Genomic DNA, 24,583 nt, shown 5'->3' with positions numbered 1-24,583 from the left:
AGAAGAATTATCCGTAAGCACGATTGAGTTGATCCAACGAATAGAAGCGAGTTTTGGTTTCCTTTCCCCGCTTTGCAAATTGGCGCTGCTGCTAGACTTTTTCCTAATCGGTCAAGCCATAGGGCGAACCGCCCAGGCTCCGGCGCAGACGCCGGCCTGAGGCCCGGGACAGGCCCCGGTTCGAATTGTCCCTGAAGTACCGCGTTCCCTATGTTGCCGCCGATTTTCAGTTCCTTTCCGTTCCTTCTGGAGACCCCATGAATGCTCCTATCAGCCCGTTGAGTTCGGCGCTCCAGCAAATGCAGGCCATGGCGACGCAGGCCGCGGGCGGTGCCGGCAACGTGGCGAGCGGCAGCGTCGTGCCCGAATCGGGTGCAGCGAGCGCCGGTAGTTTCGCCGACGCGCTGAAGTCGTCTCTCGACAGCATCAGCAGCAGCCAGACGAAGGCGGTCAACGAATCGCATGCGTTTGAAGTGGGCGCGCCAAACGTTTCGCTGAACGACGTGATGGTGGACATGCAGAAGGCGAACGTGGGCTTCCAGTTCGGTCTGCAGGTCCGCAACAAGCTTGTGTCGGCCTACAACGACATCATGAACATCTCGGTCTGAACGCTGCTCCGCCGGTTTTCCGCACCATCGACCTTCCGACTATTTCCCTTCCTGGAATTCGTTGTGACGCAAAGCACGCCTAAAGCTTTTGCCGCTTTCTCCGATAACCCAGATAGCAGCACGATAAACGGTCAGACAAATAGATGGGTTCTGACCCGCTTATCGGCACCGGTTCATCACGGTTTCCGTCAATAAGTGCGCTGGCGTGCAGCGCCTTTGGGCGAAACGCCCATGAGACGATGGAAACATGGGACCAGAGTAAGGCATGGGACCGGAGTAAGCGCTAAGGCGCCAACTCCAGTCGGCACGCCAACTCGGGTCGACAAAAGGAGAGGGTCGGATGTTTTCCCAGGCACACGGTGGAGCTAACGCTTATGCACGCGTCGGCGTTCAGACAGGCGTAATGGGCGCGAGCCCGCACAGGTTGGTTTCCATGCTGTATCAGGGTGCGCGACAGGCAATTGCCCAGGCGCGGATGCACCTGCAGCAGGGCAATATCCCGGCGCGTGGCGAAGCAATCACGAAAGCGATCAGCATCATTGAAAGCGGATTGCAGCAGTCGCTCAACAAGGATATTGGCGGCGACATCGCGGCGCGCCTGGATGCGCTGTACACGTACATGTCGCACCGTTTGCTGGAAGCGAATGTGCGGCAGAGCGAAGAAGTGCTGGTGGAGATCGATGGCCTGCTGGCGACCCTGGAGGAAGCCTGGATGGCGATTGCACCCGATGCAGCAAAAATGGCTGCGGCGTGAAGCCGCGAAACATGCTTGCACATAATGAAAACCACACAAGAATATTTCGCTCATTATGAAGCGATTGCCGCACTTTCTGCGTGCATGCTGGCCGCAGCACGCAGTGGAGAATGGGGTGAACTGAAGACGATGCAGAGCACGTACCGGGAGTTGGTCGACGGCTTGAGAGAAGTCGATGCCAGTTCCGAACTGGACGACACCGCGCGTGCCCGCAAGCTCGAACTGGTGCGCCGGATCCTTGCCGACGACGCCGCCATTCGCGATCTCGCCGCCCCCAGCCTCGCGCGTTTGTCCGCAGCGTTGTTCACCGTGAACAGGCCCGTGCGAGTTTTGAAAAAGATGATCGGGTTCCGCTAGACGCGTTTTGACGCGTTCGCGGCTCATTGAAACCGGTGGCCGGCCGTTCGGCTGGATTGCTGACCCGAGGATATTGGCATGACTGGACTGGACTCCGCCGTCGCTGCGCTGCTTGCCAGCCGCACCGACATGCTGTTGTCCGCGCTCAATACGCAGACCAGTTCGACCGCGCCTCAAGCCAATACCTCGCAACTTTTAGTCGATACCCCGCGGGTCGCCACGCCCGCGGCCGTTATCAACGCGTATGCCGCGCCCGGCCCGTCGACGCAGACCGCGTTGAGCGAGATCGCACGTACACTGGACATCATTTCGCGATTCGGCGGCAGTGCGACGCCCGCTTTGCTCGGCAGCTCGCCGTTGTGGCCAACCGCGCCGCGCCTCGTCGTGGCCGCCAGCGCGTTCGAGAGCCTGTCCGGGTCGTTGTTTTCCTCCAGCTCGGCGAATGCCGCGAGCGCCGTCAACCCGCCCGCGCCACCTTTGCCCGCGCCCGTTTTGGCGGCCATGCTGGCGCGGACTGTGGCGGACAGCGGCCTTTTCTACGAAAACCATATCGCGCTCTGGCTGGGCGGACAGCGTTCGCTCGCATCGATGCGAAATGAACCCCAGGCGCGCGTGGACAGATTGGCAAGCGAATTGCCGCCGGATTCTTTCCCGGCTGCGGCGGACGCGGCGCCCGATGGCTGGATCGATGAAACGCTGTTGCCGCCCACCTTCGCCGCCGCCGATACCCCCGACGCGCCTAATTCCATGCGCCCCGTCCCGACGCCGCAAACGCCCCAGCAGGCGGCGGCGATGGCCGCGTCAGTGCGCGCGATGCCCACGAGCGTGTTTTCACCGGCGGCGCAGGGGGCCGCGCTGGGAGCGGGGACAGCAGGAACAAGCGCGCCGCCTTCGTCCGGGCATCAACAGGATTCGGCCGTGCAGGCGGCGATTGCCTCCGGGATTCATCCATCGACTATTCCGCTGGTCCGCCAGCAGCTCGACGTGCTCGCTTCCGATCAGTTTCGCTGGTCCGGCGAAGCGTGGCCGGGCGCGAAGTTCGATTGGGAAATCCAGCCGCAGAACCGCGCTCCGTATGGGCGCGATCCGTCTCAGGAGAGCGGCGGGGGGACAAGATCAGCCGATACGGACCGCGCCTGGCACACGCGCGTCACGCTGAGCTTGCCCACGCTCGGTAATGTGGACGCCGATCTCGTGCTCACCGGCCAGCAGCTCGTGGTGCGGTTGAATGCGAGCGAGGGCGGCGCCGCCCGTCTTGCCGCCGATGGCGATCATTTCCGGCAACAACTCGACGCCGCGGGATTGCAACTCGCCGGACTGTCGGTGCACGCCCGCGACGCGCTGGCCGACCTTGCCGCTGATCCGGCGTTTCCCCATTTCGCCGATGTCATCCACGTTACCGATGCCGCTAGTCCGGCGATATCAGCATCAGCATCAGCATCGCCATCGGCTGGGAGCGAAACGTGAGTCTGCGCAACGATTCGCGCAAGCAGGCAACCGCGCTCACCTACGACACCAAAAACGCCGACGCCGCGCCGCGCGTGGTCGCGAAGGGCTACGGGCTGGTTGCTGAAATGATCGTGCAGCGCGCAAAGGACGCGGGGCTGTACGTGCATGAATCGCCGGAGATGGTGTCGCTGCTGATGCAGGTTGACCTGGATTCGCGCATTCCGCCCGCGCTTTATCAGGCGGTGGCGGAACTGCTTGCGTGGTTGTATCGGCTGGAGAACGGGGTGGAGGCGGGCCCAGTGCCAGAAGTGGACCCGACAATTCCAGTGCGCAAGGGACGGAGCCGCGCGGCTTGATTCATCGAGTGCTACGTTTTCGCGCTATCCCCTCAACTACCCCGCGAATGCACGCTCGATCACTGCGTTGAAATCAAACGTTGCCTGCAGCGTTCCGTACACGCGATTGACGGAACCACGCGCATCGCCGAGACGCGTTTCGATGAACGCCGCCGCCACGTCCGCCGGCGCGTGCTGCGCGAGCAGAACCCCTTGCGCGGTGAGCACCAGTTGTTGCGCGATCCCCCGCGCCGACGCTTCCCGCGTAGCCGGGTCACCTTTCAGCATGGCGAGCAGCGCCTTCAGCGCATCGCCGAGTACGCGATGTTCACCCGCCACCGCCTGCCACGAATCGAATAGCGCACGGGCCGCATCGGGTTCGCGTTCGAATGCCCGCAGCACGTCGAGGCACATCACGTTCCCCGATCCTTCCCAGATCGAATTCACCGGAGCCTCACGATAAAACCGCGCCATCGGTCCCGTTTCGACGTAACCGTTTCCTCCCCAAACCTCCATCGCTTCACCCGTGAATTCCAGCGCGCGCTTGCAGACCCAGAACTTCGCCGCCGGTGTCACGATACGGCGCCACGCGCGTTCTTCCGGCTTCGCTGAATTCTCGAAGGCGCCCGCGAGTCGCATGAACAGCACGGTGGCTGCTTCGGATTCCAGCGCGAGATCGGCGAGAACGTTGCGCATCAGCGGCTGGTCGATGAGCTTCGCGCCGAAGACCTGCCGATACCGCGCGTGATGAACCGCCTGGATCAGCGCGGCGCGCATCAACGCGGCGCTGCCGATCACGCAATCCAGACGTGTGAAGTTCGCCATTTCGATGATCGTCGGTACGCCGCGCCCTTCGTCGCCAATCATGATGCCGTAGGCGTCGAGGAATTCGACTTCGCTGCTGACGTTCGAGCGGTTGCCGAGCTTGTCCTTGAGTTGCTGGACCTGCACGGCGTTCTTCGATCCATCCGGCGAGAAACGCGGCACATAGAAGCAGGAGACCGGGCCGTTTTCCTGGGTATCGTCGCCGGTGCCTGCAAGCACGAGATGCGCGTCGCATTGAGGTGCCGAGAAGAACCATTTATGGCCAATCAGCCGATATTCGCCGCCCCGTCCGCCCGCACCCGTCGCCATCGCGCGGGTCCGGTTGCTGCGCACGTCCGAGCCGCCTTGTTTCTCGGTCATGCCCATGCCGATCATCATCGATTGCTTGCCGGCGTCGAGCGGGATATCGCGTGGATCGTGGTGGCGTGAAAGCAATTGCGCTTTCAGCTTTGCGTACAACGCGGGTTCCTGCTGCAACACGGGAATGCTCGCGAACGTCATGGTCAGCGGACACAACGAACCGCTTTCCAGTTGCGCGTGGAGAAAATATCCGGCGGCGCGCGCGGCCATGGAGCCGGCTTTCGGCACGGCAGTTTCAAACGGCAGCGAATGAAGGCCTTGCTCGCGCAGCATGGAAAGCAGCGTGTGCCACGCCGGATGGAATTCGATTGCATCAATACGCTCGCCGCGCGCGCTGAACGGGAGATGTTCGGGCGTATGCCGATTAGCCAGGTCGGCGAGCGCAAGCGTATCCGGATGGGTGAGCGCCAGGCCGTCGCGGCTGAGGGTATCGAGGTGCCACGCCGCGCCTTCGCGCTGGATCGCGCTGACCAGCGCCCGGTCGCTTGAGAGCGCGTTGTAACGCTCGAGCGGCGCAGCCTGATTGGTGACTTCGTGTGTTTGGCCGTAGGTGGATGAACGCATCATTTGCCTCCGTCACGCGTTGATTCAGTTTGCTCGCTTGTCTCAATTTTTGCAAAAAGCTTGATCGCCGTCATGTACCGCTGCTTCACCAAATGAAATGAATAGCGCGAATTAACCTTCATTCAATATTTGTGATTCGATTACTGCATCCCTGCGATGGAATTCATTAGTAATTCGAGATATTTCAAGAATCGTCTCAAATTTTCCGCTTTGAGGTATTTCTGATTTTTAATCCGTAGTCCTTGCTTCCCTATTGCCGAATCTATAATCTGCTTCGCTCAATGTGGGCGGTTAGCGCAATCACGCAAGTAAGGAAAAGGCAATTAAATGAGCATCAATGTTATTCAGCTAGTACAGGGCGCTTTGACCGAAAGCGTGTTGCAACAACTCGCTACAAAATTGGGCGTTGCTCCCGAAGCAGCGAAGCGCGTGGTCGGCATGATCGCGCCCGCACTCGTCGGGTCGCTGATGAACAAAGCGGCATCGCCTGAAGGCGCGCGCAGCTTGTTCGCGTCGATCATGTCGCCGGATTCGAACGCCAATATCGTCGATATGCTGCCGCAACTCGTCCACGGCGACGGCCTGCAATCGTTGCTCGCGTCGGGTACGCGGCTCGCGAGCGGCGTGGCATCGGAAGACCGGGTGAACGCGCTGAGCAACGCGGTGGCAGCGAAGACCGGCGTATCGGTTGGCGCCACGCACGCGTTGGGCGGCATCGTCACGACAGCATTGTTCGGCGTGCTAAAGCATTACTTCACGAAGTCCGGCGGCAATGTCGGCCAGTTGCCCACGCTCCTCGGCCATCAGTTGCCGATGGTGAAGGCAAGCATGACGGAAGACATCGCCAGTGCGCTGGGTCTGGGCGGCGCGGGTAGCTTCCTGTCCGGCGTCGCGGCGCAGATGAAAGCGGTGTCGTCGCATCTTGAACACCCGTCAACAGTGGGCGGCACGTCGTCAGCCGTGAATCCTTCGCTTGACCGCATCGTGGTGGAAGAGAAGGCTCGATCGAAGAAATGGTGGTGGCTGGCCGTGGCCGCCGCTTTGGCGTTGCTCGCGCTGCTGTTTGGCCGTAGCTGCGTCAACCAGGCGCCGGTCGCACCGGCACCCGCTGCGGCTCCTGTAGCAGCGTCTGCCGCAGCGCCCGTGGTTACATCGACTCCGGCGGTTGCAGTTGAAGCGGCGTCGGAAGCCGCTCCGGCTTCGGCACCTGCTGCCGCACCGGCACCTACGAAGGACGCGCTGCTGACGTTCACCGTCGACAAGCTCGGCGCACCGGCCATTCACGCAACGGTCGGCAGCGAAGAAGAGAAGGCCAAGCTGCTCGCCGCACTGACGGCGAAGTTCGGCGCGGATCATCTGAACGCGACCATTGCCGTTGACCCGGACACCAAGCCGGCTAGCTGGCTCGACAAGCTCGACGGCCTGTTGCCGCTGATGCAATTGCCGGGCGCGGAAGCCAAGTTGTCGGGTGAGAAGATCGAGTTGAGCGGATCGGCTGCCGACGTGCGCAACGGCTGGATGGACAAGTTGAAGACGTTGTTTGGCGCTGGCTTTACCATCGGCACGTTCAACGTCACGCAAGCAGTTGCAAGCGCGAAGGAATCGTTCATGAGCGCGTTCTCGTCGTTGAGCGATGATTGCTCTGCCACCGATGTCACCAAGGTCCTGAACCTGCAAGTCATCAACTTCCGTACGGGCTCAGACGTGCCGCCGCAAGACGCGCAACTGGCGTTGGCAAAATCGGCAGAAGTGCTGAAGGCGTGCGAGGCGAAGGGCAAGGCGGTCAAGCTGAACGTGGGTGGTTATTCGGACAATGTCGGCCAGCCGAGCACGAATTTGGCGTTGTCGAAGAAGCGCGCGGAAGCCGTGCGTGCGTTCCTTGTGAAGCATGGCGTTTCTGCTGATTCGCTGACGGCGCAAGGTTTCGGCGATGCTAATCCGATCGCTGATAACGCAACGGCCAGCGGACGTTTCGCTAACCGCCGCATCGACTTTTCAGTGCAGGAATAATCGCCGGACCGGACGCTGGAATGGTCCGGTACTGACGTAGCAAGCAAAAACACCCTGTCCCGCGCGAGCGGGACAGGGTGTTTTTTTGGTACTTGGTGACTTGTTACCGTGGCGCGGCGTTGCGCACGCGCGCCGGGAATCGTTCAGCGGGACCTTGCAGGAAGTCATCGCCGAGATTGGCCGGCAGTGTTTGCCGTACAACCTCCAGCCACGCGCGCGCCGCGTTTGACAAATAGCCGTTGCGCCGCCAGCCCACGGCCATGTCCCAATGAATTTCTGGCGCGACCACCGGCCGGCAGGTGAACGCGTTGACATCGAGTCGCCGGCAATACGGCGCCGGCAGCAACGCAATGCCAACACCCGCCTGCACCAGCGCCGCCATGAAATCCCAATGACCGCTGCGCCCCACGATAGTCGGCGTGAACCCCACTTCGTGACAGGCGTTGAGCACGAGATCCGACAACGCCAGGCTTTCACCGTAGAACACGAACGGCTCCGGCGCGAGATCGGCGAGCGGCACGTCCACCAGCGCATCCCAGCGCGAGCCTTTTGGCGCAACGAGCCAGAGTAACTGGCGGCTGATCGGCAGCACGTCGAACGTGGCGAGATCGACCGGTTGCAGCACGCCGCCGAGCTCCATTTCGCCGTCGATCAACGCCGCTTCAATGGCTTTGGAACCGCGTTCGAAAAGCTTCAGCTCCACCTTCGGATACCGCTTCTTAAACGTTGCTATAGCCGGGGTGAACAGCGATCCGCCCATCGGCGGAATCCCGATAGTGAGCGTGCCGCGCCCGAGTTTGCCGAGATCGTTGAGTTCAGCTTCGAGTTGCGCGTGCGCCGCGAGCACTTCGAGTCCTCGCTGATAGACGATCTGGCCGGCGTCGGTGAGCACCATCTGGCGACTCTCGCGCAACAGCAGCGGCGACCCTATTTCGTCCTCGAGCGACTTCACCATCTTGCTGATGGTCGGCTGCGTAACGAACATTTTCTCTGCCGCAGCGGTGAAGCTTTTTTGCTTCACGACCTCGACGAAATACCGCAACGATCGCAATTCCATACAGATCCCCTGAATTCCAGATTGGAATGCATTCGATAAGTTTAAGTCACTTTTATTATGTTGTGGCGCGCGTTATAGGTTTTGGAGCGCGGGGCTATCGTCCGCACGCGGGTAAAACAAAGTCCACGCGCAAACGCGCTCCCTCCATCCCAATTTGCTACAATCCGAACTCGCTTCGAGGAGCGTTGCGACGGCTTTCAACAACGAAGGCCGCCAGGCTCGAAGTATTCAATCGGACGGAGTGACCGGCGCTTTCAGATCAGTAAGCGCTTGTTGAACCACCGCATCGAACGGCGCTCACGTCAAATTTCTATATTTCCATTTAGAAAGGAGGGCGTGATGAACGCCGCAGTTCTCGATTCAAACACAAACAAAGATTTCGTCGTCGCCGATATGTCTCTTGCTGCCTGGGGCCGCAAGGAACTGAACATCGCCGAAACGGAAATGCCCGGCCTTATGCAAACGCGTGAGGAATACAAGGTATCGCAGCCGCTGAAGGGCGCGCGTATCGCGGGTTCGCTGCACATGACCATCCAGACCGGCGTGCTGATCGAAACACTGACAGCACTCGGCGCGGACGTCCGCTGGGCATCGTGCAACATTTTCTCGACGCAGGACCACGCTGCCTCGGCAATCGCCCAAGGCGGTGTGCCGGTGTTCGCATTCAAGGGCGAATCGCTCGACGAATACTGGGAATTCTCCCACCGCATCTTCGAATGGCCGAACGGCGAATTCGCCAACATGATCCTCGACGACGGCGGCGACGCCACGTTGCTGCTGATCCTCGGCTCGAAGGCAGAAAAGGACCGCTCGGTCATCGGCAAGCCGGAAAACGAAGAAGAAGTCGCGCTGTACAAGTCGATTGCGGCTCATCTCGATATCGACCCGACGTGGTATTCCAAGCGCCTCGTGCACATTCAGGGCGTGACGGAAGAAACGACCACGGGCGTGCATCGTCTGTATCAGATGGAAAAGGAAGGGCGCCTGCCGTTCCCGGCCATCAACGTGAATGACTCGGTCACGAAGTCGAAGTTCGACAACCTGTATGGCTGCCGTGAATCGCTGGTGGACGGTATCAAGCGCGCGACCGATGTGATGATCGCCGGCAAGATCGCGGTGGTTGCCGGTTACGGCGATGTGGGCAAGGGTTGCGCGCAATCGCTGCGCGGTCTGGGCGCGACGGTGTGGGTCACGGAAATCGACCCGATCTGCGCGTTGCAAGCAGCCATGGAAGGCTACCGCGTAGTGACCATGGAATATGCCGCCGACAAGGCCGACATTTTCGTGACCGCTACGGGCAATTTCCACGTGATCGGCCATGACCACATGAAGGCGATGCGCAACAACGCAATCGTCTGCAATATTGGTCACTTCGACTCGGAAATCGACGTTGCCTCCACGCGCCAGTACACATGGGACAACATCAAGCCGCAAGTCGATCACATCATTTTCCCTGACGGCAAGCGCATCATCCTGCTGGCTGAAGGCCGCCTGGTGAACCTGGGTTGCGCGACGGGGCACCCGTCGTTCGTGATGTCGGCATCGTTTACCAACCAGACGATCGCTCAGATCGAATTGTTCGTGCACGGCGACAAGTACGAAAACAAGGTCTACGTTTTGCCCAAGCACCTTGATGAAAAGGTTGCGCGCCTGCATCTGGGCCGTATTGGCGCTGAACTGACCGTGTTGTCGGACTATCAGGCGAACTACATCAGCGTGGACAAGATGGGTCCGTTCAAGCCGAACCACTACCGTTATTGATTGCGGCTGTGTTGTCGTAGCTCTTTCTCGTGTGCCCGGGTGTACCAACATCCGGGCACACGTCCCTTCAAGTACCAGGAGACCTTCGATGTCCGTGCTGCTGACTTGGCTGATCAACGCGCTCGCGCTGTTGATCATCACCTACCTTGTGCCGTCGATTCACATTCGCAGTTTCGGCACCGCGCTGATCGTCGCGATCGTGCTCGGGCTGATCAATACGTTCCTGCGTCCGTTGCTGGTGCTGCTCACGCTGCCGGTGACCATTCTCACGCTCGGATTGTTCATTCTCGTCGTGAATGCGCTGTGTTTCTGGCTGTGCGCTTCGTTGCTGAAAGGCTTCGAGGTGTCGGGGTTCTGGTCGGCATTCTTCGGCTCGATTCTGTACAGCATCGTGTCCTGGCTGCTGTCGGCGCTGATCCTCGGTCAGCGCAACTTCTAAGAACGCGAACGCCTCGCGCGCGCGTTCCACTCTTCCCATGAAACCGATCGAACTCTCATTCGAGTTTTTCCCGCCGAAGACGCAGGAAGGAATCGAGAAATTGCGCGCGACTGGCGCGCAACTCAAGGCGCTCAACCCGAAGTTCGTCTCCGTGACGTTCGGCGCGGGCGGTTCCACGCAGCAAGGTACGCTCGATACCGTCGTCGAGATGATGAAGCAGGGGCTCGAAGCGGCGCCGCATTTGTCGTGCATCGGGTCGTCGAAGGAGAGTCTGCGGGCCATTCTCGGCAGCTATCGCGAGCATGGTATTCGTCACATTGTCGCGTTGCGTGGCGACTTGCCTTCGGGCATGGGCGAAGTCGGCGAGTTGCGGTATGCGTCGGAACTGGTTGGATTTATCCGGGCCGAGCATGGCGACTGGTTCAACATTGAAGTCGCGGCGTATCCGGAATATCACCCGCAGGCGCGTTCGCCCAAATCCGACATGGATAACTTCGTGCGCAAGGTGCAGGCCGGCGCGAATTCAGCGATCACGCAGTACTTCTTCAACGCGGACGCGTATTTCCGTTTCGTCGATGACGCCCGCAAGCAGGGTGTCGATGTTCCTATCGTGCCGGGCATCATGCCCATCACGAATTTCTCGCAGCTGATGCGTTTCTCGGAGATGTGCGGCGCGGAAGTGCCGAAGTGGATTGCACGCCGCCTGGAAAGTTTTGGTGACGATAAAGAAGCGATCCGCGCATTTGGATTGGATGTGGTGACCGGTTTGTGCGAGCGGCTGGTGAAAGAAGGCGCACCGGGACTGCATTTTTATACGCTGAACGGCGCAGCCGCGAGCAAGACGATTTGCGAGCGGTTGGCGTTGTCGGGGAAGTAAAAGTTTAGCTGTACCCGCGCGGCATTCGCCGCGCGGTTCTCATCGTCGTTTCGTATTTACCCTCCCTCGTGTTTAATCACCTTGAAACATTGTGCATAACGAAACATGATGGACTCATGTTTTCGGCGCGCAACAATCCTGATCTTTAGCTTAAATTTACATTTCTTTCGTGCTACGGTAGCGCCCGAATTTGCCGTCGCGCGTGAGTTTGCCGACCCAGCGTGAATCGATGAAAAACGCGCTGAATCGACCAAAAATCTCCGTAACTCGTAGAAGTTAAGCGAAAACGCCGCTTTTTCAACCCTGTTGCCTGGCTTGCCGGACACGCGGGCAGAAGCAATTCCCCATAGGGAATTTCGTCGCCTTGTTCCCCCCGGCAAAGCTCAGTAATATCGCGCTACGCTGGTTTTAGCCGGCATCGATCCTGGAGGAAACATGAAGAAAATTGGCCTGTTACGAGCCGCTCGACTGTCGATGGCTTTAAGCGCCGCCATCGCGGCCTCGCTCGTAACCGCGAGCGTCGCTCAAGCTGCACCCATTCCCAACAAAACGCTCGTTTACTGCTCAGAAGGCAGCCCGGCCGGTTTCGATCCCGCGCAATACACCACGGGCACCGATTTCACCGCAAACACCTTCACGGTCTATAACCGCCTCGTGGAATTCGAGCGCGGCGGCACGAAAGTAGAACCGGGCCTCGCGGAAAAGTGGGATGTCTCGCCCGATGGCCTGACGTACACGTTCCATCTCCGTCATGGCGTGAAGTTCCAGACCACGTCGTTCTTCAAGCCCACGCGCGACTTCAACGCGGACGACGTGCTCTTCACGTTCAACCGCATGCTCGATCCGAACCAGCCGTTCCGGAAGGCCTACCCGACGTCGTTCCCGTATTTCACGGACATGGGCCTGGACAAGCTGATCACGAAGATCGAAGCAGTCGATCCGTACACGGTCAAGTTCACGCTGAAAGAAGTCAACGCGCCGTTTATCCAGAACATGGCGATGGAATACGCGTCGATCCAGTCGGATGAATACGCTCAACAACTGCTGAAAGCGGGCAAGGCCTCGGATATCAACCAGCAGCCAGTCGGCACGGGTCCGTTTATTTTCCGCAGCTATACGAAAGACGCGACCATCCGTTTCGACGGCAATCCTGATTACTGGAAGGCCGGCGCAGTCAAAATTTCGAAGCTGATTTTCTCGATCACGCCGGACGCCGCCGTGCGCGTACAAAAGCTGAAGAGCAACGAATGCCAGGTGATGAGCTATCCGCGTCCGGCTGACATTGCGCCGCTGAAGGCCGACACGAACCTCGACACGCCGTCGCAACCGGGCTTCAACGAAGGCTACGTCGCGTACAACACGACGAAGAAGAACGTCGAGAACGTCGATGTCCGCCGCGCGCTGGACATGGCGATCAACAAGAAGGCGATCATCGAGTCGGTGTATCAAGGCGCAGGTCAAGCCGCGATTGCACCGATCCCGCCGACCGAATGGTCCTACGACAAGAACCTGAAGGTTCAAGCGTACGACACCGCCAAAGCCAAGGCATTGCTCGCGAAGGCCGGTTTCCCGAACGGCTTCGAGATCAACCTGTGGGCCATGCCGGTCCAGCGTCCGTACAACCCGAACGCGCGTCTGATGGCCGAGATGATCCAGGCCGACTGGGCGAAGATTGGCGTGAAGGCGAATATTGTGTCGTATGAGTGGGGCGAGTACATCAAGCGTGCCCACGCAGGCGAGCACGACGCCATGCTGATTGGCTGGACGGGCGATAACGGCGATCCGGACAACTGGCTCGGCACGCTGCTCGGTTGCGAAGCGGTCAACGGCAGCAACTTCTCGCACTGGTGCTACAAGCCTTTCAACGATCTGGTGATCAAGGGCCGTAATACGTCCGACCAAGCGCAGCGCACGCAGGCTTATATGCAAGCGCAGCAAATTTTCGCTGATCAACTGCCGTTCTCGCCGATCGCTCACTCCACGGTGTATCAGCCGACGAGCAAGAAGGTGATCGGCATGAAGATCGAGCCGCTGGGTTACCTGCGTTTCGACGGCGTTGGCGTGCAGTAAGCTGGTAGCAGTACGCTTCATGCACTAAAACTAAAACTAGTCGAAAAGGTCCGGCGACAAGGGTCACAAGCCCGCGTCGCCGGTCGCATTTTTCCTCCCCAAAGAGACGAACCATGTTCCGATTCGTTCTGCGGCGCATAGGCATGGTGATCCCGACGTTTATCGGCATCACGATCCTCGCGTTCGCGTTAATCCACCTGATCCCGGGCGATCCCATTGAAGTGATGATGGGCGAGCGCGGCGTGGACCCGGCCATGCATGCCGAAGCAATGAAGCGGCTCGGGCTCGACCTGCCGCTTCCTGTTCAATATCTCCACTATGTCGGACACGCGCTGAAAGGCGATCTCGGCATGTCGATCATCACCAATACCAGCGTGATGGGCGAATTCATGGCGCGCTTTCCCGCGACGCTCGAACTCGCGATCTGCGCGATGATTTTCGCTTTGGCGATCGGATTGCCGGCCGGCGTGGCCGCTGCGTTGAAGCGCGGCACGGTCGTCGATCATGGCGTGATGGGCACCGCCCTCACCGGTTATTCCATGCCGATCTTCTGGTGGGGTTTGATCCTCATCATGTTCTTCTCGGCCAAGCTGGGATGGACGCCGGTTTCAGGACGTATCGCGGTGGAATACGACATTCCGCATCGCACCGGCTTCATGCTGTGGGACGCACTCTTTTCTACCGATGAAGGCGCGTTCAAGTCCGCCGTCAGTCACCTGATTCTGCCGACCATCGTGCTGGGCACGATTCCGCTCGCCGTGATCGCACGGATGACGCGTTCATCGATGCTCGAAGTGCTGCGCGAGGACTACATCCGCACCGCGCGCGCCAAAGGGCTCGCGCCGGGACGTGTGGTGATCGTGCATGCGCTGCGTAACGCGCTCATTCCTGTGGTGACCGTGATCGGCCTGCAGGTCGGCACGCTCCTCGCAGGCGCTGTGCTCACCGAGACGTTGTTCTCGTGGCCGGGCGTGGGTAAGTGGCTCATCGACGCCATCAGCCGGCGCGATTATCCCGTCGTGCAGGGCGGTATCCTGATGATCGCTACGCTCGTTATTCTTGTGAATCTGGTCGTCGACTTGTTGTACGGCGTGCTGAATCCGCGCATTCGCCACACGAGGTAAGCCCATGGCCGATATCCAAAACAATCCTGGGGCGCTGATCCCCGTCCCGAGTGGCCGATTCCTCGCCGGACGCGAGTTCTGGGCCAATTTCTCGCGCAATCGCGGCGCCGTGGTGGCCGGCGCGATCGTGCTGATCCTCGTGTTCATCGCTATTTTTGCGCCGTTGATCGCGCCACATTCTCCGATTGAGCAGTATCGGGACAATGTGAAAATCCCACCCGCGTGGCTCGATGGCGGTAACTGGCGCTTCGTTCTAGGTACCGACGAAGCCGGCCGCGACATCCTCTCGCGCCTGATGTACGGCGCGCGGTTGTCGTTCTGGATCGGCTTTGTGTCGGTCGTGCTGGCGTTGATTCCGGGCATCGTGCTGGGCTTGATCGCGGCGTTTTTCCAGAAATGGGCCGATACCCCCATCATGCGCATCATGGACGTGCTGCTCGCGCTGCCTTCGCTGCTGCTGGCGGTCGCGGTGGTCGCGATTATCGGGCCGGGGCTGATGAACACCATGCTCGCCATCGCGATTGTCGCGTTGCCGGGTTATGTGCGTTTGACGCGTGCGGCTGCGCTGGGTGAGTTGCAGCGCGAATACGTGACGGCGTCGCGCGTGGCCGGTGCCGGCACCGTGCGGCTGATGTTCTCGCAAGTGCTGCCGAACTGCGCCGCGCCGCTGATCGTGCAAGCTACGTTGGGCTTTTCGTCCGCCATTCTGGATGCCGCCGCGCTCGGCTTTCTCGGCCTCGGCGTGCAACCGCCGGCGGCGGAGTGGGGCGCAATGCTCGCGTCGGCGCGTGATTACATCGAAAGTGCGTGGTGGATCGTGACCATGCCTGGGCTTTCCATCCTGATTTCGGTCCTGGTGATCAACCTGCTCGGCGATGGTCTGCGCGATGCACTCGATCCCAAACTCAAACGGATGGCGTGAAAATGAGCGATCTTCTAACCATCCGCAATCTCGCCGTGAGCTTCAATGGGCTCCCGGCGGTTGATCGAATCGATATATCCGTCAAACCCGGCGAAGTGGTCGGCGTTGTCGGCGAATCGGGTTCGGGCAAAAGCGTCACCATGATGGCGCTCATGGGCTTGATCGATGCACCCGGCATTGTCACTGCCGATCAGGTCACGTTCAACGGGGTCGACTTGCTGAAGGCGTCGGCGCGGCAACGCAGGAAGATTATCGGCAAGGACATTGCGATGGTCTTTCAGGACGCGTTGTCGAGCCTGAATCCGAGCTATACGGTCGGCTATCAGATCAAGGAAGTCCTCAAGCTTCACGAGGGCCTGAGAGGCGCGAAGCTGCAGCAACGCGCGATGGAATTGCTCGATCAAGTGGGGATTCCCGACGCGAAGAGCCGTATCGATGCCTTCCCGCATCAAATGTCCGGCGGCATGAACCAGCGCGTGATGATCGCGATGGCGGTTGCCTGCAATCCGAAGCTGCTGATTGCCGACGAACCGACCACCGCGCTCGACGTCACCATCCAGGCGCAGATCATGGAGCTGCTGGTCAAGCTGCAGAAGGAACGCGGCATGGCGCTCGTGCTGATTTCGCACGATCTCGCGGTCGTGTCCGAAGTCGCGCAGCGTGTGGCCGTGATGTACGCGGGCGAGATTATCGAAACGAATCACGTGCCGACTATTTTCAGCGAGCCGCATCATCCGTACACGGAAGCGTTGCTGGCGGCTATTCCCGAACATAGCCGCGGCGCCGAACGGCTCGCGGCCTTGCCGGGCATGGTCCCGGGCCGCGATGATCGTCCGACCGGATGTTTATTCGCCCCCCGTTGCAGCTACGCCGTCGACGATTGCCGCAAGGCGCGGCCGGCGCTCTTTCAACTCGCTCCGAACGATCCTGCAGTGCGCGCACGCTGTATCAAGCCGCTGAACATGGAACTCGTGGCAGAACATGGAGGCGCGCGATGAATGCCGTTCCTGAGACTTTCGCTAAAGACGCTAAAGACGTCGTCCTCGTCGCCGATAAACTCGCCAGGCACTACAGCGTCAAGCGCAGCATGTTCCAGCAGGGCACGGTGAAGGCATTGAACGGCGTGTCGTTCTCGCTTGAACGCGGCAAGACGCTTGCCGTGGTGGGTGAATCCGGCTGCGGCAAATCGACGCTTGCGCGCCAGTTGACAATGATCGAAGCGCCTACGTCCGGGCGTTTGCTGATCGACGGTGAAGACGTGGCGAACGCGAGCCGCGCGAAGGTGGCCGACTTGCGGCAACGCGTGCAAATGGTGTTCCAGAATCCGTTTGCTTCGCTGAATCCGCGCAAGACCGTCGAGCAGACGCTGGGCGAACCGCTGGCGATCAACACGAAGCTCTCGTCCACTGAGCGCGCCGAACGGATCGCGCACATGATGCGGACCGTTGGCCTCAGGCCCGAACACGCGACGCGGTATCCGCACATGTTCTCGGGCGGCCAGCGCCAGCGGGTTGCTATCGCGCGTGCGATGATTCTCGATCCGCAGATCCTGGTAGCCGATGAACCCGTATCCGCGCTGGATGTTTCCATTCAGGCGCAGATTCTGAATCTGTTCATGGACCTGCAGCAGCAGTTCGGTACAAGCTATGTGTTCATCTCGCACAACTTGTCGGTGGTGGAACATATCGCCGATGACGTCATGGTGATGTATTTTGGCGGTGTGGCCGAACTTGGCGACAAGGCAACGATCTACGCACGGCCGCGTCATCCGTACACGCGTGCGCTGATGTCGGCGACGCCTGCCTTGTTCGAAGAAGACCGGCGCATCAAGATCCGGCTGCAGGGCGAAATGCCTTCGCCGCTGAACCCTCCATCAGGTTGCACATTTCATCAGCGCTGCCCGTATGCAATCGATAAATGCCGCGTGGAAGAACCGGCGCTGCGTTTCGTCGATGGGCGGCACGTCTCGTGTCATCGCGCTGAGGAAGTCGGGGAGATCGATGCCTGAACCGCAAACGGCGCGGCAGGTTGCGCGCCGTTTTGCTGTGGGATTGGCCGTGGCGGCGCTGGCAGTTTTTTGCCTCGCGCCGCGTTTGGCTTTTGCCGTGACCGGCGCGCGTTCGCCGCCCGGCGCCGCGGTGCCGCCCACTTCCGGTAGTTCGCTGCCCGGTTCATTGCCTGGTCTAAGGGTGCCGCCTGCGCGCCCGGCGCCTCCCGATGTAGACCGTTCCGACGGGACCACCGCCAGTGGTCCGGTGCAGACGCAGGCGGCGCATATGCCGTTCTACGTTGCCACCAAAGGCCAGGTCACTATCTACGTGCTGGGCACGCTGCACGTGGGTTATGCCGACGACTATCCCGCCAGCCAGCCGTTCCGCAAGCCGATCCTCGGCGCACTCGACGCATCGCCCATTCTCGCGCTGGAAATCTCCCCCGACGACCTGCTTGTGTCGGCGGATGAAGTTAGCAAATACGGTGCATGCCGGTCGCCGTGCCTGCCGCGATATCTCCCCGACGCGCTGTGGAAAAAGCTGGAAACACGCATGCACGGCAGCCCCGCCATGCTCGACGATATCAGCCGGTCGAGGCCATGGCTGGCATCGATGCTGGTCGAAACCGTCGATACGTTAAAGGCCGGCTTCCAGACCGAGTTCGGCACAGAAACGCAATTGCAGAATGTGTATTTGCGGCCGCGCGGGCGGGTTATCGGCCTGGAGACGCTCAACGAACAGATCGCCGCGTTCACGCGGCTCACGCAGGCGCAGCAGCGGGAAATGCTCTCGCAGGATCTCGTGCAGACGCCGGCTGAGAATGTTGCCGATGTGAAGGAGTTGCATCGGTTATGGCGGATTGGCGACGCCGATGCGCTGAAGGCGTGGGACGACGCCAAGACGGAGAAACTGGCGCGATCGAAGCAGCTTGCCACGCAGATCGATAACCGCGTGGTGGTCGACCGGAACTACCGGTTCGCGGCGCGCGTGGTCGCCATAGCCGCGCCGAACAAGCCGGTGTTCATGGCTATCGGCGCGTTGCATCTTGGGGGGAGAAGAGGGGTGCTGGCGTTGCTTAGAAAGCGCGGGTTCGTGGTGGATCCGGCGTGAACCCACGCCTTGGGTTTATAAAAACATCAGCCAGTTCAGCAAGAAGATATTCACCACCAACATGGACAGCGCCGTTGGCACTTGCACTTTGATCACCGCGTTTTTATCGGGTAATTCGAGCAGCGCAGCCGGCACCATGTTGAAGTTCGCGGCCATCGGCGTCATGAGCGTGCCGCAGTAGCCGGAGAACATGCCGATCGCGACCATCGTGGCCGGATTGCCGTGGAATACGCCGACCAGGATCGGCACGCCTACGCCGCCCGTCATCACCGGGAACGCCGCGAAGCCGTTGCCCATGACCATCGTGAAAAGCGCCATGCCGATGCAATACACAGCGACCGCGACCAGACGGTAATCGAGGTTCACATACGCCGTTGTCACGTGCGCGACCGCCTTGCCCACGCCCGCATCCGAGAACACCAGGCCGAGCATGCCCAGCATTTGCGGAAGCACGGCGGCCCATGAAAGCGCGTCGACCAGACGGCGCGTTTCTTTCATCGATTGCCCGACGGTATCGCGCGTCATCACGCAGGCCACACCCAGCGCGACGATACAGCCGATGCCAAAGCCCATCAGCGTGACGTTCTTCGGATCGAGCAGCGGCTTGCCGCCGAACACCAGGTAACTCGCGCCCAGCGTGAGGACCACCGTTACCACAGGAATGGTCAACGCCGGCACGAACAGCTTGTTGCCAAGACGCAGGGCGCTGTTGCGGCGCGCTTCGTCGGAGAGCATTTTCGGCTTGCCGGCCGTGACGCCGCCAAAGCCTGCTATCAACGCCATGGCGACAACCAGCACGCCGACCACATTAGCCGGCAGCCAGTCGCCGACCAGGAAAATCGACGCATACACGAGCCAGAACGTGCCGGTGGGGAAGCGGCGCGGATGCTTCTTGTCGACATAGATCATGCCGGCGACAACGACCAGCACGATGCCCAGCAGATAGAACAGATAGTTGAGCGTGAGTGTCATGCAGTTTCTCCGCGAACGTTTTTGGTCAACGCGCCGAGTTCGCGATTCAGCCGTCGATCGAGCAGCCATAGCCGGAAGCCGTGAATCAGGAATGCGCAGATCGCGGTGGGGATGCCCCAGACGGCGACGTGCAGCGGTTCGACGACGATGCCCGCTTCCTTCAGGAAGGTCGTCATCAATACGATTGCGCCGAACGCGACGAAGATGTCTTCGCCGAAGAACAGGCCGACGTTGTCGGTTGCGGCGGACCACGCGCGCAGCTTGAAACGGGTTTCATCGGAGAGCTTGCCGAAGCGTGCTTCCGCCGCGCCTTCGGCCATGGGCGCGAGCAGCGGCCGGACCATTTGCGGATGTCCGCCGAGACCGGTCAACCCAACCGCCGCCGTCAATTCGCGGACCAGCAAATAGACGATCAGCAGACGCCCGACGGTTGCTGCCTTGATGCCTGAAATCCAGATTTGCGCGCGTTCACGCAGGCCGTGCCGTTCCAGCAAACCGATCACGGCCAGCGGCAGCAAAATGATGAGCGGGATGTTGCGCGTCTTGAGGAAGCCCGTACCGATCGCGGTGAGGATGCGATCAATCGGGAAGTGCGCCGCAAGCCCGGTGATGATGGCGGCGGCGGCCACGATCAGCATCGGATTGAAGCGCAGGATAAAACCCACGATGATGACGGCCACACCTATCAGTGGCCATAGGTTGACAGCGGTTCCCATAAGATCTCCAAGTGATCGGGGTAATGCCCCGGTAAGGGCTGCTTCCATCGCCGGACGAACCGCTTGCATCGAGCGGCCCATTCCATTGGCTTGATAAAACGGCTCTGTGGCCGCTTACGAAAAAGCCCCGCCAAGTCGCGAGGCATTCAGGTTCATTGAGGCGTCAATTCGGCTCTCTGCGGGCGATGGCGGCGCAAGCAGCGGGTCGGCCAATACGCCAACCGCTCATCCAACCTCGGCCGCGTGCGCAGCGCGAACTTCGATGCCCGCCGTTTCAAGCGCTCCGCGAATACGCTTGGCGAATGCGAGCGCATGCGCGCCGTCGCCATGGAGACAGACCGTCTGCGCGTTGATCGGCACCCACTCTCCGCTGACCGCCTGGACGCGATGTTCCGTCGCCATGGCCAGCGTGCGAGTGAGCACGGCTTCCTCGTCCTCGAGCAACGCGCCGGGGTCCTTGCGCGGCACGAGCGACCCATCCGCCCGATATCCGCGGTCCGCGAACACTTCCTCGATGGCGACCATGTTCGCCTTGCGCGCGGCATCGACGAGATTGCTGTTCGCGAGCCCGAACACGAGCAATGAAGGATCGAAATCACGAATCGCCGCGACGATAGCGTCGGCAATCTCCGGATTTTTCGCGGCCTGGTTATACAGCGCGCCGTGCGGCTTCACGTGCGACAAGCGGCCGCCTTCGGCCTTCACGATCGCGGCCAGCGCGCCCAACTGATACAGCACGCCCGCGTAAATGTCGTACACGGGAAGATCCATTTCCTTGCGGCCGAAATTCTCCGGGTCGTTGAAACTCGGGTGCGCGCCAATGGCGACACCTTTCGCGACCGCCCAGCGCACGCAATCGCGCATGGCCGTTGCCCCGCCCGCATGCCAGCCGCAAGCAATATTCGCTGAGCTCACGAGATCGAGCAGCGCTTCGTCGGTTCCCATACCTTCGCCGAGATCGGCGTTCAGATCGATTTCCATCTTCGTTCCTTGTTCACTTACCGGCCGAGGCGTTCCGCGTGCATCGCGATAGCCGATTCGACCTGTTTTACATACATGCGCTCTTCCGCCAGCGCGTGACGCGCGGCTTCCACCGTTGTTTCGATAAAGCGCACACCGCTGCTGAGCCGCGCTTGCGCGAGCTTCCACAGGTCGGCCTTGATCACCGAGCCTATTTTTGGATATCCGCCGGTGGTCTGGGCGTCCCCCATCAGCACGATCGGCTGACCGTTCGGCGGGACTTGAATCGTGCCGGGCAACACAGCGTGGGAGAGAAGGTCGGCTTTATCGCCGCGTTCCAGGACCGTGCCGGCGAGCCGGAAACCCATGCGGTTACTGTTCGGCGTGATCGTCCACTCCTCGTTCCAGAAGTCGCGCAAGGCCGTTGCCGTGAAGGTCTCGTATTCCGGACCGCGCAGGACGCGGATCGGCAGCGACCACGAATTGCCCGGCGTGTGTTTGCCGCGCCGCACCGGTTCTTCCACGTATACGAACTTGCACCACGCGGGCGCTTTCACGCCAAAGGCCGTTCCCGCCGATGAAAACACTGCGCTCTTGTTCGGCTGCGGCACGCCTGTGGCCAAACGATCGCCGTCGCGTAACGCCCGGCCGCCGAGACCGCCAAAACACGCGCCGAGGTCGGTACTGCGGGAACCGAGCATGGGCAGGACGTCGATACCGCCGGCCACGCACACGTAACCGCGCATGCCGTGCTTGGCGCCGCGCAGGGTCAATTCCTGGCCGGCCTGGACTGGCAGGCTCCACCACGAATAGACGGGTTTATCGTCCAGGGTCGCAGCGAAATCCGTGCCGGTGATCGCCACGCGCGTGGCGCGCGTGAAGCGCAGGGTGGTGGGTCCGAGCGTCAGTTCGATGCCGGCCGCGCCCGGCATATTACCCACGATCCGGTTGCCAATTTCCAGCGACAGCGCGTCGAGTGCGCCGCCCGAACTGACACCCAGGTGCCGATACCCCGCGCGGCCGAGATCCTGCACTGACGAGAGCATGCCGGCGCGAATGACGTCGATCATGCGAGCACCTCCAGCGCGGTAAAACGCACGTGATCGCCGGGTTGCATCAACGTGGGCGGGTTGCGCGCGGGATCGAAGAGCTTGAGATCCGTGCGTCCCAGCAGTTGCCAGCCACCCGGCGACACCGCCGGATAAATGCCCGTTTGCTCCCCGCCGATACCCACCGACCCCGCCGGCACTTCCAGCCGCGGTTTGGGGTGGCGTGGGGCGTGCAGCGTGGGATCAAGGCCGCCGAGGTAGGCAAAACCGGGCTGAAAGCCGAGGAAAAATACGATGTAATCGGCTTGGGTGTGCCGTTTCACGAGTTCATCGATGCTCAGGTCGAGCGACTTTGCCAGCGAGGCAAGATCGGGTCCGTCAGCGCCGCCGTAGTGCACGGGAATTTCGATTTCCGTTGTGCCTACCTCGACTTCGGCTGCTTGTTCCCACGCGTTTTTCAGTTGCTGGGCGAGGTCGGCGGGGTCGGCCTGGAGGGGATCGAAGACGAGTGTGAGGTTGTTCATGCCCGGCACGACTTCCACGACGTGCGGCCACAGGCGCGCCGCGTCGGCGAGCGCCCACATTCGGCGCTGGCATTCGAGCGTGGCGGGCGGCGGCGCTTCACATACGAGCGCGGTGTCGCCGAGTGGGTGAATTTTGGGTGGTGTCATGCTGGGTTTTGCCGGTAATCGAGCGCGCGCATGAACGAAAGGCGAAAAGCAAGCCGTCTCGACGCTAGCTCAGGAATGTACATTGTCAATAATTTATCGACAATTTATCAATAAGAATTTAGACCTGGCGGTAAATTTCGGTCGATACGCTACACTCGCCGACATATTGTTCCGTCTAGATATTTATGCCCCGTCATCCGACCAAGATCGTTTCGTCCGAGCATCTCGTCTCTGAAACGAGCGCCGAGTTGTCCGAGTTCGAATATGGCCTGATCATGGCCAGCAATGCGTTCAATCGCTGGATGGTTCGATGCATGTCGGCGGCGGGCGCGAAGGACATGACGGCGGTGGAGGTATCGCTGCTGCATCATGTGAGTCATCGTGACCGGAAGAAAAAGATTGCCGATATCTGCTTTGTTCTCAATATAGAGGACACGCACGTTGCCAGCTATGCCATTAAGAAGTTGATGGTGCGGGGGTATGTGAAGAGCGAAAAAGTGGGCAAGGAAGTGTTCTTTTCTGCAACGCCGGCGGGAAGGGAGTTATGCGGGAAGTATCGGGAGGTGCGGGAGAGTTGTCTGATCAGCACGTTGAAGGAGAGCGGGCTGACCAATGAGCAGATAGGCGAGGCGGCGCAGTTGCTGCGAAATGCTTCCGGTCTTTATGATACAGCGGCGAGGGCTGCGGCTTCGTTATAGGTTTTTCGTTCGCACTGTTTGGGGTTTGGTTTTGGGGTTATCGGTCTGAGTTTATGCCGGGTTGCTACTTTCAGGGTTAGTGGTCTGCCAGAGTCGGATACTCTCTTTATCACTGTTAGCCACTGTGCGTGGCGGCACGTCATTTCTTTGTCCAAAGCCCTCCATGTCAGGCTAGTTGTCGCGTCACCCGAATTTACTTTTAGTACAAACTGGGGGCGGCAAGCGAATGGAAGATGAAGTCTTACACCGTGGAATTCAAAGAATGGGCAATGCGTCAGATGATGCCGCCCTTAAACCGGGCCGTCATTGAGATGTCTGGCGCCACGGGCGTGTCGACGGTGACGCTCCACACTTGGCGGCGTCACGCGCGAAACATCCGTAACTCAGGGGAATACATGCCGGGCAATGGCAAGACGAGCGATCAGTGGTCGAGCGCCGAGAAGTTCAGAGTGGTGCTGGAGACGGCTTTGTTAAGCGAACCTGAGATCGCCTATTACGGTCGTGCCAATGGCATTTATCCTGAGCAGATCCGGGAATGGCGTGATGCCTGCGAGCGCGCTAACGTGCCGCTCGTAGCGAAGCTGAGTGGGCCCGAACGCGCTCAGGCCAAGCTTTCAGCCAAGCGTATCCGCGAACTGGAACGGCAGCTCAAGCGCAGTGAAGCGGCCCGTGCGGAGGCCTCTGCGTTGGCGACGATGTTAAAAAAAGCCAATGCGATCTGGGGCAAAAAAGAGGAAGACTGATCAGCACCCGGGATCGCAGTAAAGCCATGCAGTTGATCGATGAAGCGGTACAAGCCGGTGCCCACCGCGCGAGCGCCAGTGCGTGCCTGGGGGTGAGCGTGCGCAGCGTGCAGCGTTGGAAGCACAAGCCCGAAGATGCGCGCACGCTGAGTGGCGGGAGG

General features: G+C 60.5%; 25 protein-coding genes and 1 riboswitch. Of the genes, 18 read left to right on the top strand and 7 right to left on the bottom strand.

What is annotated here, in order from left to right; all coding sequences use genetic code 11:
- The first annotated feature begins 257 nt into the window (after positions 1 to 257).
- The 5 genes from fliE to GSQ93_RS20755 all read left to right on the top strand — a co-directional run bounded on the left by fliE (position 258) and on the right by GSQ93_RS20755 (position 3,524).
- Positions 258 to 608, top strand: coding sequence for a flagellar hook-basal body complex protein FliE (gene fliE, locus GSQ93_RS20775; RefSeq protein WP_158937537.1), 351 nt, complete (start codon positions 258 to 260; stop codon positions 606 to 608).
- Between the two features lie 340 nt (positions 609 to 948).
- A complete protein-coding gene (gene fliS, locus GSQ93_RS20770; protein ID WP_158937536.1) occupies positions 949 to 1,362 on the top strand; it encodes a flagellar export chaperone FliS in 414 nt (137 codons plus the stop codon).
- A 24-nt stretch (positions 1,363 to 1,386) separates the two neighbouring features.
- Positions 1,387 to 1,719, top strand: coding sequence for a flagellar protein FliT (locus GSQ93_RS20765; RefSeq protein WP_158937535.1), 333 nt, complete (start codon positions 1,387 to 1,389; stop codon positions 1,717 to 1,719).
- 78 nt (positions 1,720 to 1,797) lie between these two features.
- Positions 1,798 to 3,186, top strand: coding sequence for a flagellar hook-length control protein FliK (locus GSQ93_RS20760; protein WP_158937534.1), 1,389 nt, complete (start codon positions 1,798 to 1,800; stop codon positions 3,184 to 3,186).
- A 2-nt stretch (positions 3,187 to 3,188) separates the two neighbouring features.
- On the top strand, positions 3,189 to 3,524 hold the full coding sequence (locus tag GSQ93_RS20755) for an EscU/YscU/HrcU family type III secretion system export apparatus switch protein (protein WP_254073981.1): 336 nt from the start codon (positions 3,189 to 3,191) through the stop codon (positions 3,522 to 3,524).
- A gap of 36 nt (positions 3,525 to 3,560) precedes the next feature.
- On the opposite strand, the gene GSQ93_RS20750 is transcribed toward GSQ93_RS20755, so the two are convergent.
- A complete protein-coding gene (locus tag GSQ93_RS20750) occupies positions 3,561 to 5,252 on the bottom strand; it encodes an isovaleryl-CoA dehydrogenase (protein ID WP_158937699.1) in 1,692 nt (563 codons plus the stop codon).
- A 327-nt stretch (positions 5,253 to 5,579) separates the two neighbouring features.
- On the opposite strand from GSQ93_RS20750, the gene GSQ93_RS20745 reads away from it, so the two are divergent.
- Positions 5,580 to 7,262, top strand: a complete 1,683-nt coding sequence (locus GSQ93_RS20745; protein ID WP_158937532.1) for an OmpA family protein — start codon at positions 5,580 to 5,582, stop codon at positions 7,260 to 7,262.
- 103 nt (positions 7,263 to 7,365) lie between these two features.
- On the opposite strand, the gene GSQ93_RS20740 is transcribed toward GSQ93_RS20745, so the two are convergent.
- Positions 7,366 to 8,319, bottom strand: a complete 954-nt coding sequence (locus tag GSQ93_RS20740) for a LysR family transcriptional regulator (protein WP_158937531.1) — start codon at positions 8,317 to 8,319, stop codon at positions 7,366 to 7,368.
- Positions 8,320 to 8,490: 171 nt separating this feature from the next.
- A riboswitch (S-adenosyl-L-homocysteine riboswitch) is annotated at positions 8,491 to 8,625 on the top strand.
- A 33-nt stretch (positions 8,626 to 8,658) separates the two neighbouring features.
- Between GSQ93_RS20740 and ahcY the strand changes: the two genes are divergently transcribed.
- The 9 genes from ahcY to GSQ93_RS20695 all read left to right on the top strand — a co-directional run bounded on the left by ahcY (position 8,659) and on the right by GSQ93_RS20695 (position 18,613).
- The gene (gene ahcY, locus GSQ93_RS20735; RefSeq protein ID WP_158937530.1) at positions 8,659 to 10,080 is read left to right on the top strand and encodes an adenosylhomocysteinase; all 1,422 of its coding nucleotides are present in this window, start codon (positions 8,659 to 8,661) and stop codon (positions 10,078 to 10,080) included.
- Between the two features lie 88 nt (positions 10,081 to 10,168).
- The gene (locus GSQ93_RS20730) at positions 10,169 to 10,519 is read left to right on the top strand and encodes a phage holin family protein (protein WP_031364155.1); all 351 of its coding nucleotides are present in this window, start codon (positions 10,169 to 10,171) and stop codon (positions 10,517 to 10,519) included.
- 37 nt (positions 10,520 to 10,556) lie between these two features.
- Positions 10,557 to 11,396 carry a methylenetetrahydrofolate reductase [NAD(P)H] gene (gene metF / locus GSQ93_RS20725; RefSeq protein WP_158937529.1) on the top strand — a complete coding sequence of 280 codons (840 nt, stop codon included), beginning with the start codon at positions 10,557 to 10,559 and terminating at the stop codon, positions 11,394 to 11,396.
- A gap of 435 nt (positions 11,397 to 11,831) precedes the next feature.
- Entirely contained in the window at positions 11,832 to 13,466 is a 1,635-nt protein-coding gene (locus GSQ93_RS20720; RefSeq protein ID WP_158937528.1) for an ABC transporter substrate-binding protein, read from the top strand.
- A gap of 113 nt (positions 13,467 to 13,579) precedes the next feature.
- Complete coding sequence (locus GSQ93_RS20715; protein ID WP_158937527.1) at positions 13,580 to 14,590, top strand: ABC transporter permease subunit; 1,011 nt, start codon at positions 13,580 to 13,582, stop codon at positions 14,588 to 14,590.
- Positions 14,591 to 14,594: 4 nt separating this feature from the next.
- Positions 14,595 to 15,512, top strand: a complete 918-nt coding sequence (locus tag GSQ93_RS20710; RefSeq protein WP_089162568.1) for an ABC transporter permease subunit — start codon at positions 14,595 to 14,597, stop codon at positions 15,510 to 15,512.
- Positions 15,513 to 15,514: 2 nt separating this feature from the next.
- Positions 15,515 to 16,510, top strand: coding sequence for an ABC transporter ATP-binding protein (locus GSQ93_RS20705; RefSeq protein ID WP_158937526.1), 996 nt, complete (start codon positions 15,515 to 15,517; stop codon positions 16,508 to 16,510).
- Positions 16,507 to 17,520 (top strand): peptide ABC transporter ATP-binding protein, encoded by a 1,014-nt coding sequence (locus tag GSQ93_RS20700; RefSeq protein WP_158937525.1) that lies wholly within the window; start codon positions 16,507 to 16,509, stop codon positions 17,518 to 17,520. Before GSQ93_RS20705 ends, GSQ93_RS20700 begins: the two co-directional genes overlap by 4 nt.
- Positions 17,513 to 18,613, top strand: a complete 1,101-nt coding sequence (locus tag GSQ93_RS20695) for a TraB/GumN family protein (protein ID WP_158937524.1) — start codon at positions 17,513 to 17,515, stop codon at positions 18,611 to 18,613. Before GSQ93_RS20700 ends, GSQ93_RS20695 begins: the two co-directional genes overlap by 8 nt.
- A gap of 15 nt (positions 18,614 to 18,628) precedes the next feature.
- Here the strand turns inward: GSQ93_RS20695 and GSQ93_RS20690 are convergent, their stop codons facing one another.
- From GSQ93_RS20690 to pxpB, 5 genes are all read right to left on the bottom strand, one after another.
- On the bottom strand, positions 18,629 to 19,585 hold the full coding sequence (locus GSQ93_RS20690; RefSeq protein ID WP_158937523.1) for a DUF979 domain-containing protein: 957 nt from the start codon (positions 19,583 to 19,585) through the stop codon (positions 18,629 to 18,631).
- A complete protein-coding gene (locus GSQ93_RS20685; protein ID WP_158937522.1) occupies positions 19,582 to 20,301 on the bottom strand; it encodes a DUF969 domain-containing protein in 720 nt (239 codons plus the stop codon). Before GSQ93_RS20685 ends, GSQ93_RS20690 begins: the two co-directional genes overlap by 4 nt.
- Positions 20,302 to 20,526: 225 nt before the next feature.
- On the bottom strand, positions 20,527 to 21,282 hold the full coding sequence (gene pxpA / locus GSQ93_RS20680; RefSeq protein WP_158937521.1) for a 5-oxoprolinase subunit PxpA: 756 nt from the start codon (positions 21,280 to 21,282) through the stop codon (positions 20,527 to 20,529).
- Positions 21,283 to 21,299: 17 nt separating this feature from the next.
- Entirely contained in the window at positions 21,300 to 22,331 is a 1,032-nt protein-coding gene (locus GSQ93_RS20675; protein ID WP_158937520.1) for a biotin-dependent carboxyltransferase family protein, read from the bottom strand.
- On the bottom strand, positions 22,328 to 22,981 hold the full coding sequence (pxpB, locus tag GSQ93_RS20670) for a 5-oxoprolinase subunit PxpB (RefSeq protein ID WP_158937519.1): 654 nt from the start codon (positions 22,979 to 22,981) through the stop codon (positions 22,328 to 22,330). The genes GSQ93_RS20675 and pxpB overlap by 4 nt, the downstream gene beginning before the upstream one ends.
- A 185-nt stretch (positions 22,982 to 23,166) precedes the next feature.
- Here pxpB and GSQ93_RS20665 point away from each other — a divergent pair, with 185 nt between their 5' ends.
- The 3 genes from GSQ93_RS20665 to GSQ93_RS38745 form a co-directional block, all read left to right on the top strand.
- On the top strand, positions 23,167 to 23,679 hold the full coding sequence (locus GSQ93_RS20665; RefSeq protein ID WP_158937518.1) for a winged helix DNA-binding protein: 513 nt from the start codon (positions 23,167 to 23,169) through the stop codon (positions 23,677 to 23,679).
- A gap of 233 nt (positions 23,680 to 23,912) precedes the next feature.
- A complete protein-coding gene (locus GSQ93_RS20660) occupies positions 23,913 to 24,422 on the top strand; it encodes a hypothetical protein (protein WP_158937517.1) in 510 nt (169 codons plus the stop codon).
- On the top strand, positions 24,398 to 24,583 hold a 186-nt coding region (locus GSQ93_RS38745; RefSeq protein ID WP_367889771.1), incomplete at its 3' end, for a helix-turn-helix domain-containing protein. The genes GSQ93_RS20660 and GSQ93_RS38745, both read left to right, overlap by 25 nt.

The sequence above is a fragment of the Burkholderia sp. S171 genome (assembly GCF_009766085.1).
Taxonomy (GTDB): domain Bacteria; phylum Pseudomonadota; class Gammaproteobacteria; order Burkholderiales; family Burkholderiaceae; genus Caballeronia.
The sequence above is the reverse complement of the archived record's forward strand: the minus strand, read 5'-3'. Positions and strand labels throughout refer to the sequence as shown.

Bases quoted from the DNA above. Each gene is read 5' to 3' on its own strand.
- GSQ93_RS20695 (WP_158937524.1), top strand. From the start codon at position 17,513: ATGCCTGAACCGCAAACGGCGCGGCAGGTTGCGCGCCGTTTTGCTGTG.
- GSQ93_RS20660 (WP_158937517.1), top strand. From the start codon at position 23,913: ATGAAGTCTTACACCGTGGAATTCAAAGAATGGGCAATGCGTCAGATG.
- metF (WP_158937529.1), top strand. From the start codon at position 10,557: ATGAAACCGATCGAACTCTCATTCGAGTTTTTCCCGCCGAAGACGCAG.
- pxpA (WP_158937521.1), bottom strand. From the start codon at position 21,282: ATGGAAATCGATCTGAACGCCGATCTCGGCGAAGGTATGGGAACCGAC.
- GSQ93_RS20675 (WP_158937520.1), bottom strand. From the start codon at position 22,331: ATGATCGACGTCATTCGCGCCGGCATGCTCTCGTCAGTGCAGGATCTC.
- GSQ93_RS20745 (WP_158937532.1), top strand. From the start codon at position 5,580: ATGAGCATCAATGTTATTCAGCTAGTACAGGGCGCTTTGACCGAAAGC.
- GSQ93_RS20665 (WP_158937518.1), top strand. From the start codon at position 23,167: ATGCCCCGTCATCCGACCAAGATCGTTTCGTCCGAGCATCTCGTCTCT.
- GSQ93_RS20750 (WP_158937699.1), bottom strand. From the start codon at position 5,252: ATGCGTTCATCCACCTACGGCCAAACACACGAAGTCACCAATCAGGCT.
- GSQ93_RS20765 (WP_158937535.1), top strand. From the start codon at position 1,387: ATGAAAACCACACAAGAATATTTCGCTCATTATGAAGCGATTGCCGCA.
- GSQ93_RS20705 (WP_158937526.1), top strand. From the start codon at position 15,515: ATGAGCGATCTTCTAACCATCCGCAATCTCGCCGTGAGCTTCAATGGG.
- GSQ93_RS20740 (WP_158937531.1), bottom strand. From the start codon at position 8,319: ATGGAATTGCGATCGTTGCGGTATTTCGTCGAGGTCGTGAAGCAAAAA.
- fliS (WP_158937536.1), top strand. From the start codon at position 949: ATGTTTTCCCAGGCACACGGTGGAGCTAACGCTTATGCACGCGTCGGC.
- GSQ93_RS20715 (WP_158937527.1), top strand. From the start codon at position 13,580: ATGTTCCGATTCGTTCTGCGGCGCATAGGCATGGTGATCCCGACGTTT.
- pxpB (WP_158937519.1), bottom strand. From the start codon at position 22,981: ATGACACCACCCAAAATTCACCCACTCGGCGACACCGCGCTCGTATGT.
- GSQ93_RS20690 (WP_158937523.1), bottom strand. From the start codon at position 19,585: ATGACACTCACGCTCAACTATCTGTTCTATCTGCTGGGCATCGTGCTG.
- fliE (WP_158937537.1), top strand. From the start codon at position 258: ATGAATGCTCCTATCAGCCCGTTGAGTTCGGCGCTCCAGCAAATGCAG.
- GSQ93_RS20710 (WP_089162568.1), top strand. From the start codon at position 14,595: ATGGCCGATATCCAAAACAATCCTGGGGCGCTGATCCCCGTCCCGAGT.
- GSQ93_RS20720 (WP_158937528.1), top strand. From the start codon at position 11,832: ATGAAGAAAATTGGCCTGTTACGAGCCGCTCGACTGTCGATGGCTTTA.
- GSQ93_RS20700 (WP_158937525.1), top strand. From the start codon at position 16,507: ATGAATGCCGTTCCTGAGACTTTCGCTAAAGACGCTAAAGACGTCGTC.
- ahcY (WP_158937530.1), top strand. From the start codon at position 8,659: ATGAACGCCGCAGTTCTCGATTCAAACACAAACAAAGATTTCGTCGTC.
- GSQ93_RS20730 (WP_031364155.1), top strand. From the start codon at position 10,169: ATGTCCGTGCTGCTGACTTGGCTGATCAACGCGCTCGCGCTGTTGATC.
- GSQ93_RS20760 (WP_158937534.1), top strand. From the start codon at position 1,798: ATGACTGGACTGGACTCCGCCGTCGCTGCGCTGCTTGCCAGCCGCACC.
- GSQ93_RS20685 (WP_158937522.1), bottom strand. From the start codon at position 20,301: ATGGGAACCGCTGTCAACCTATGGCCACTGATAGGTGTGGCCGTCATC.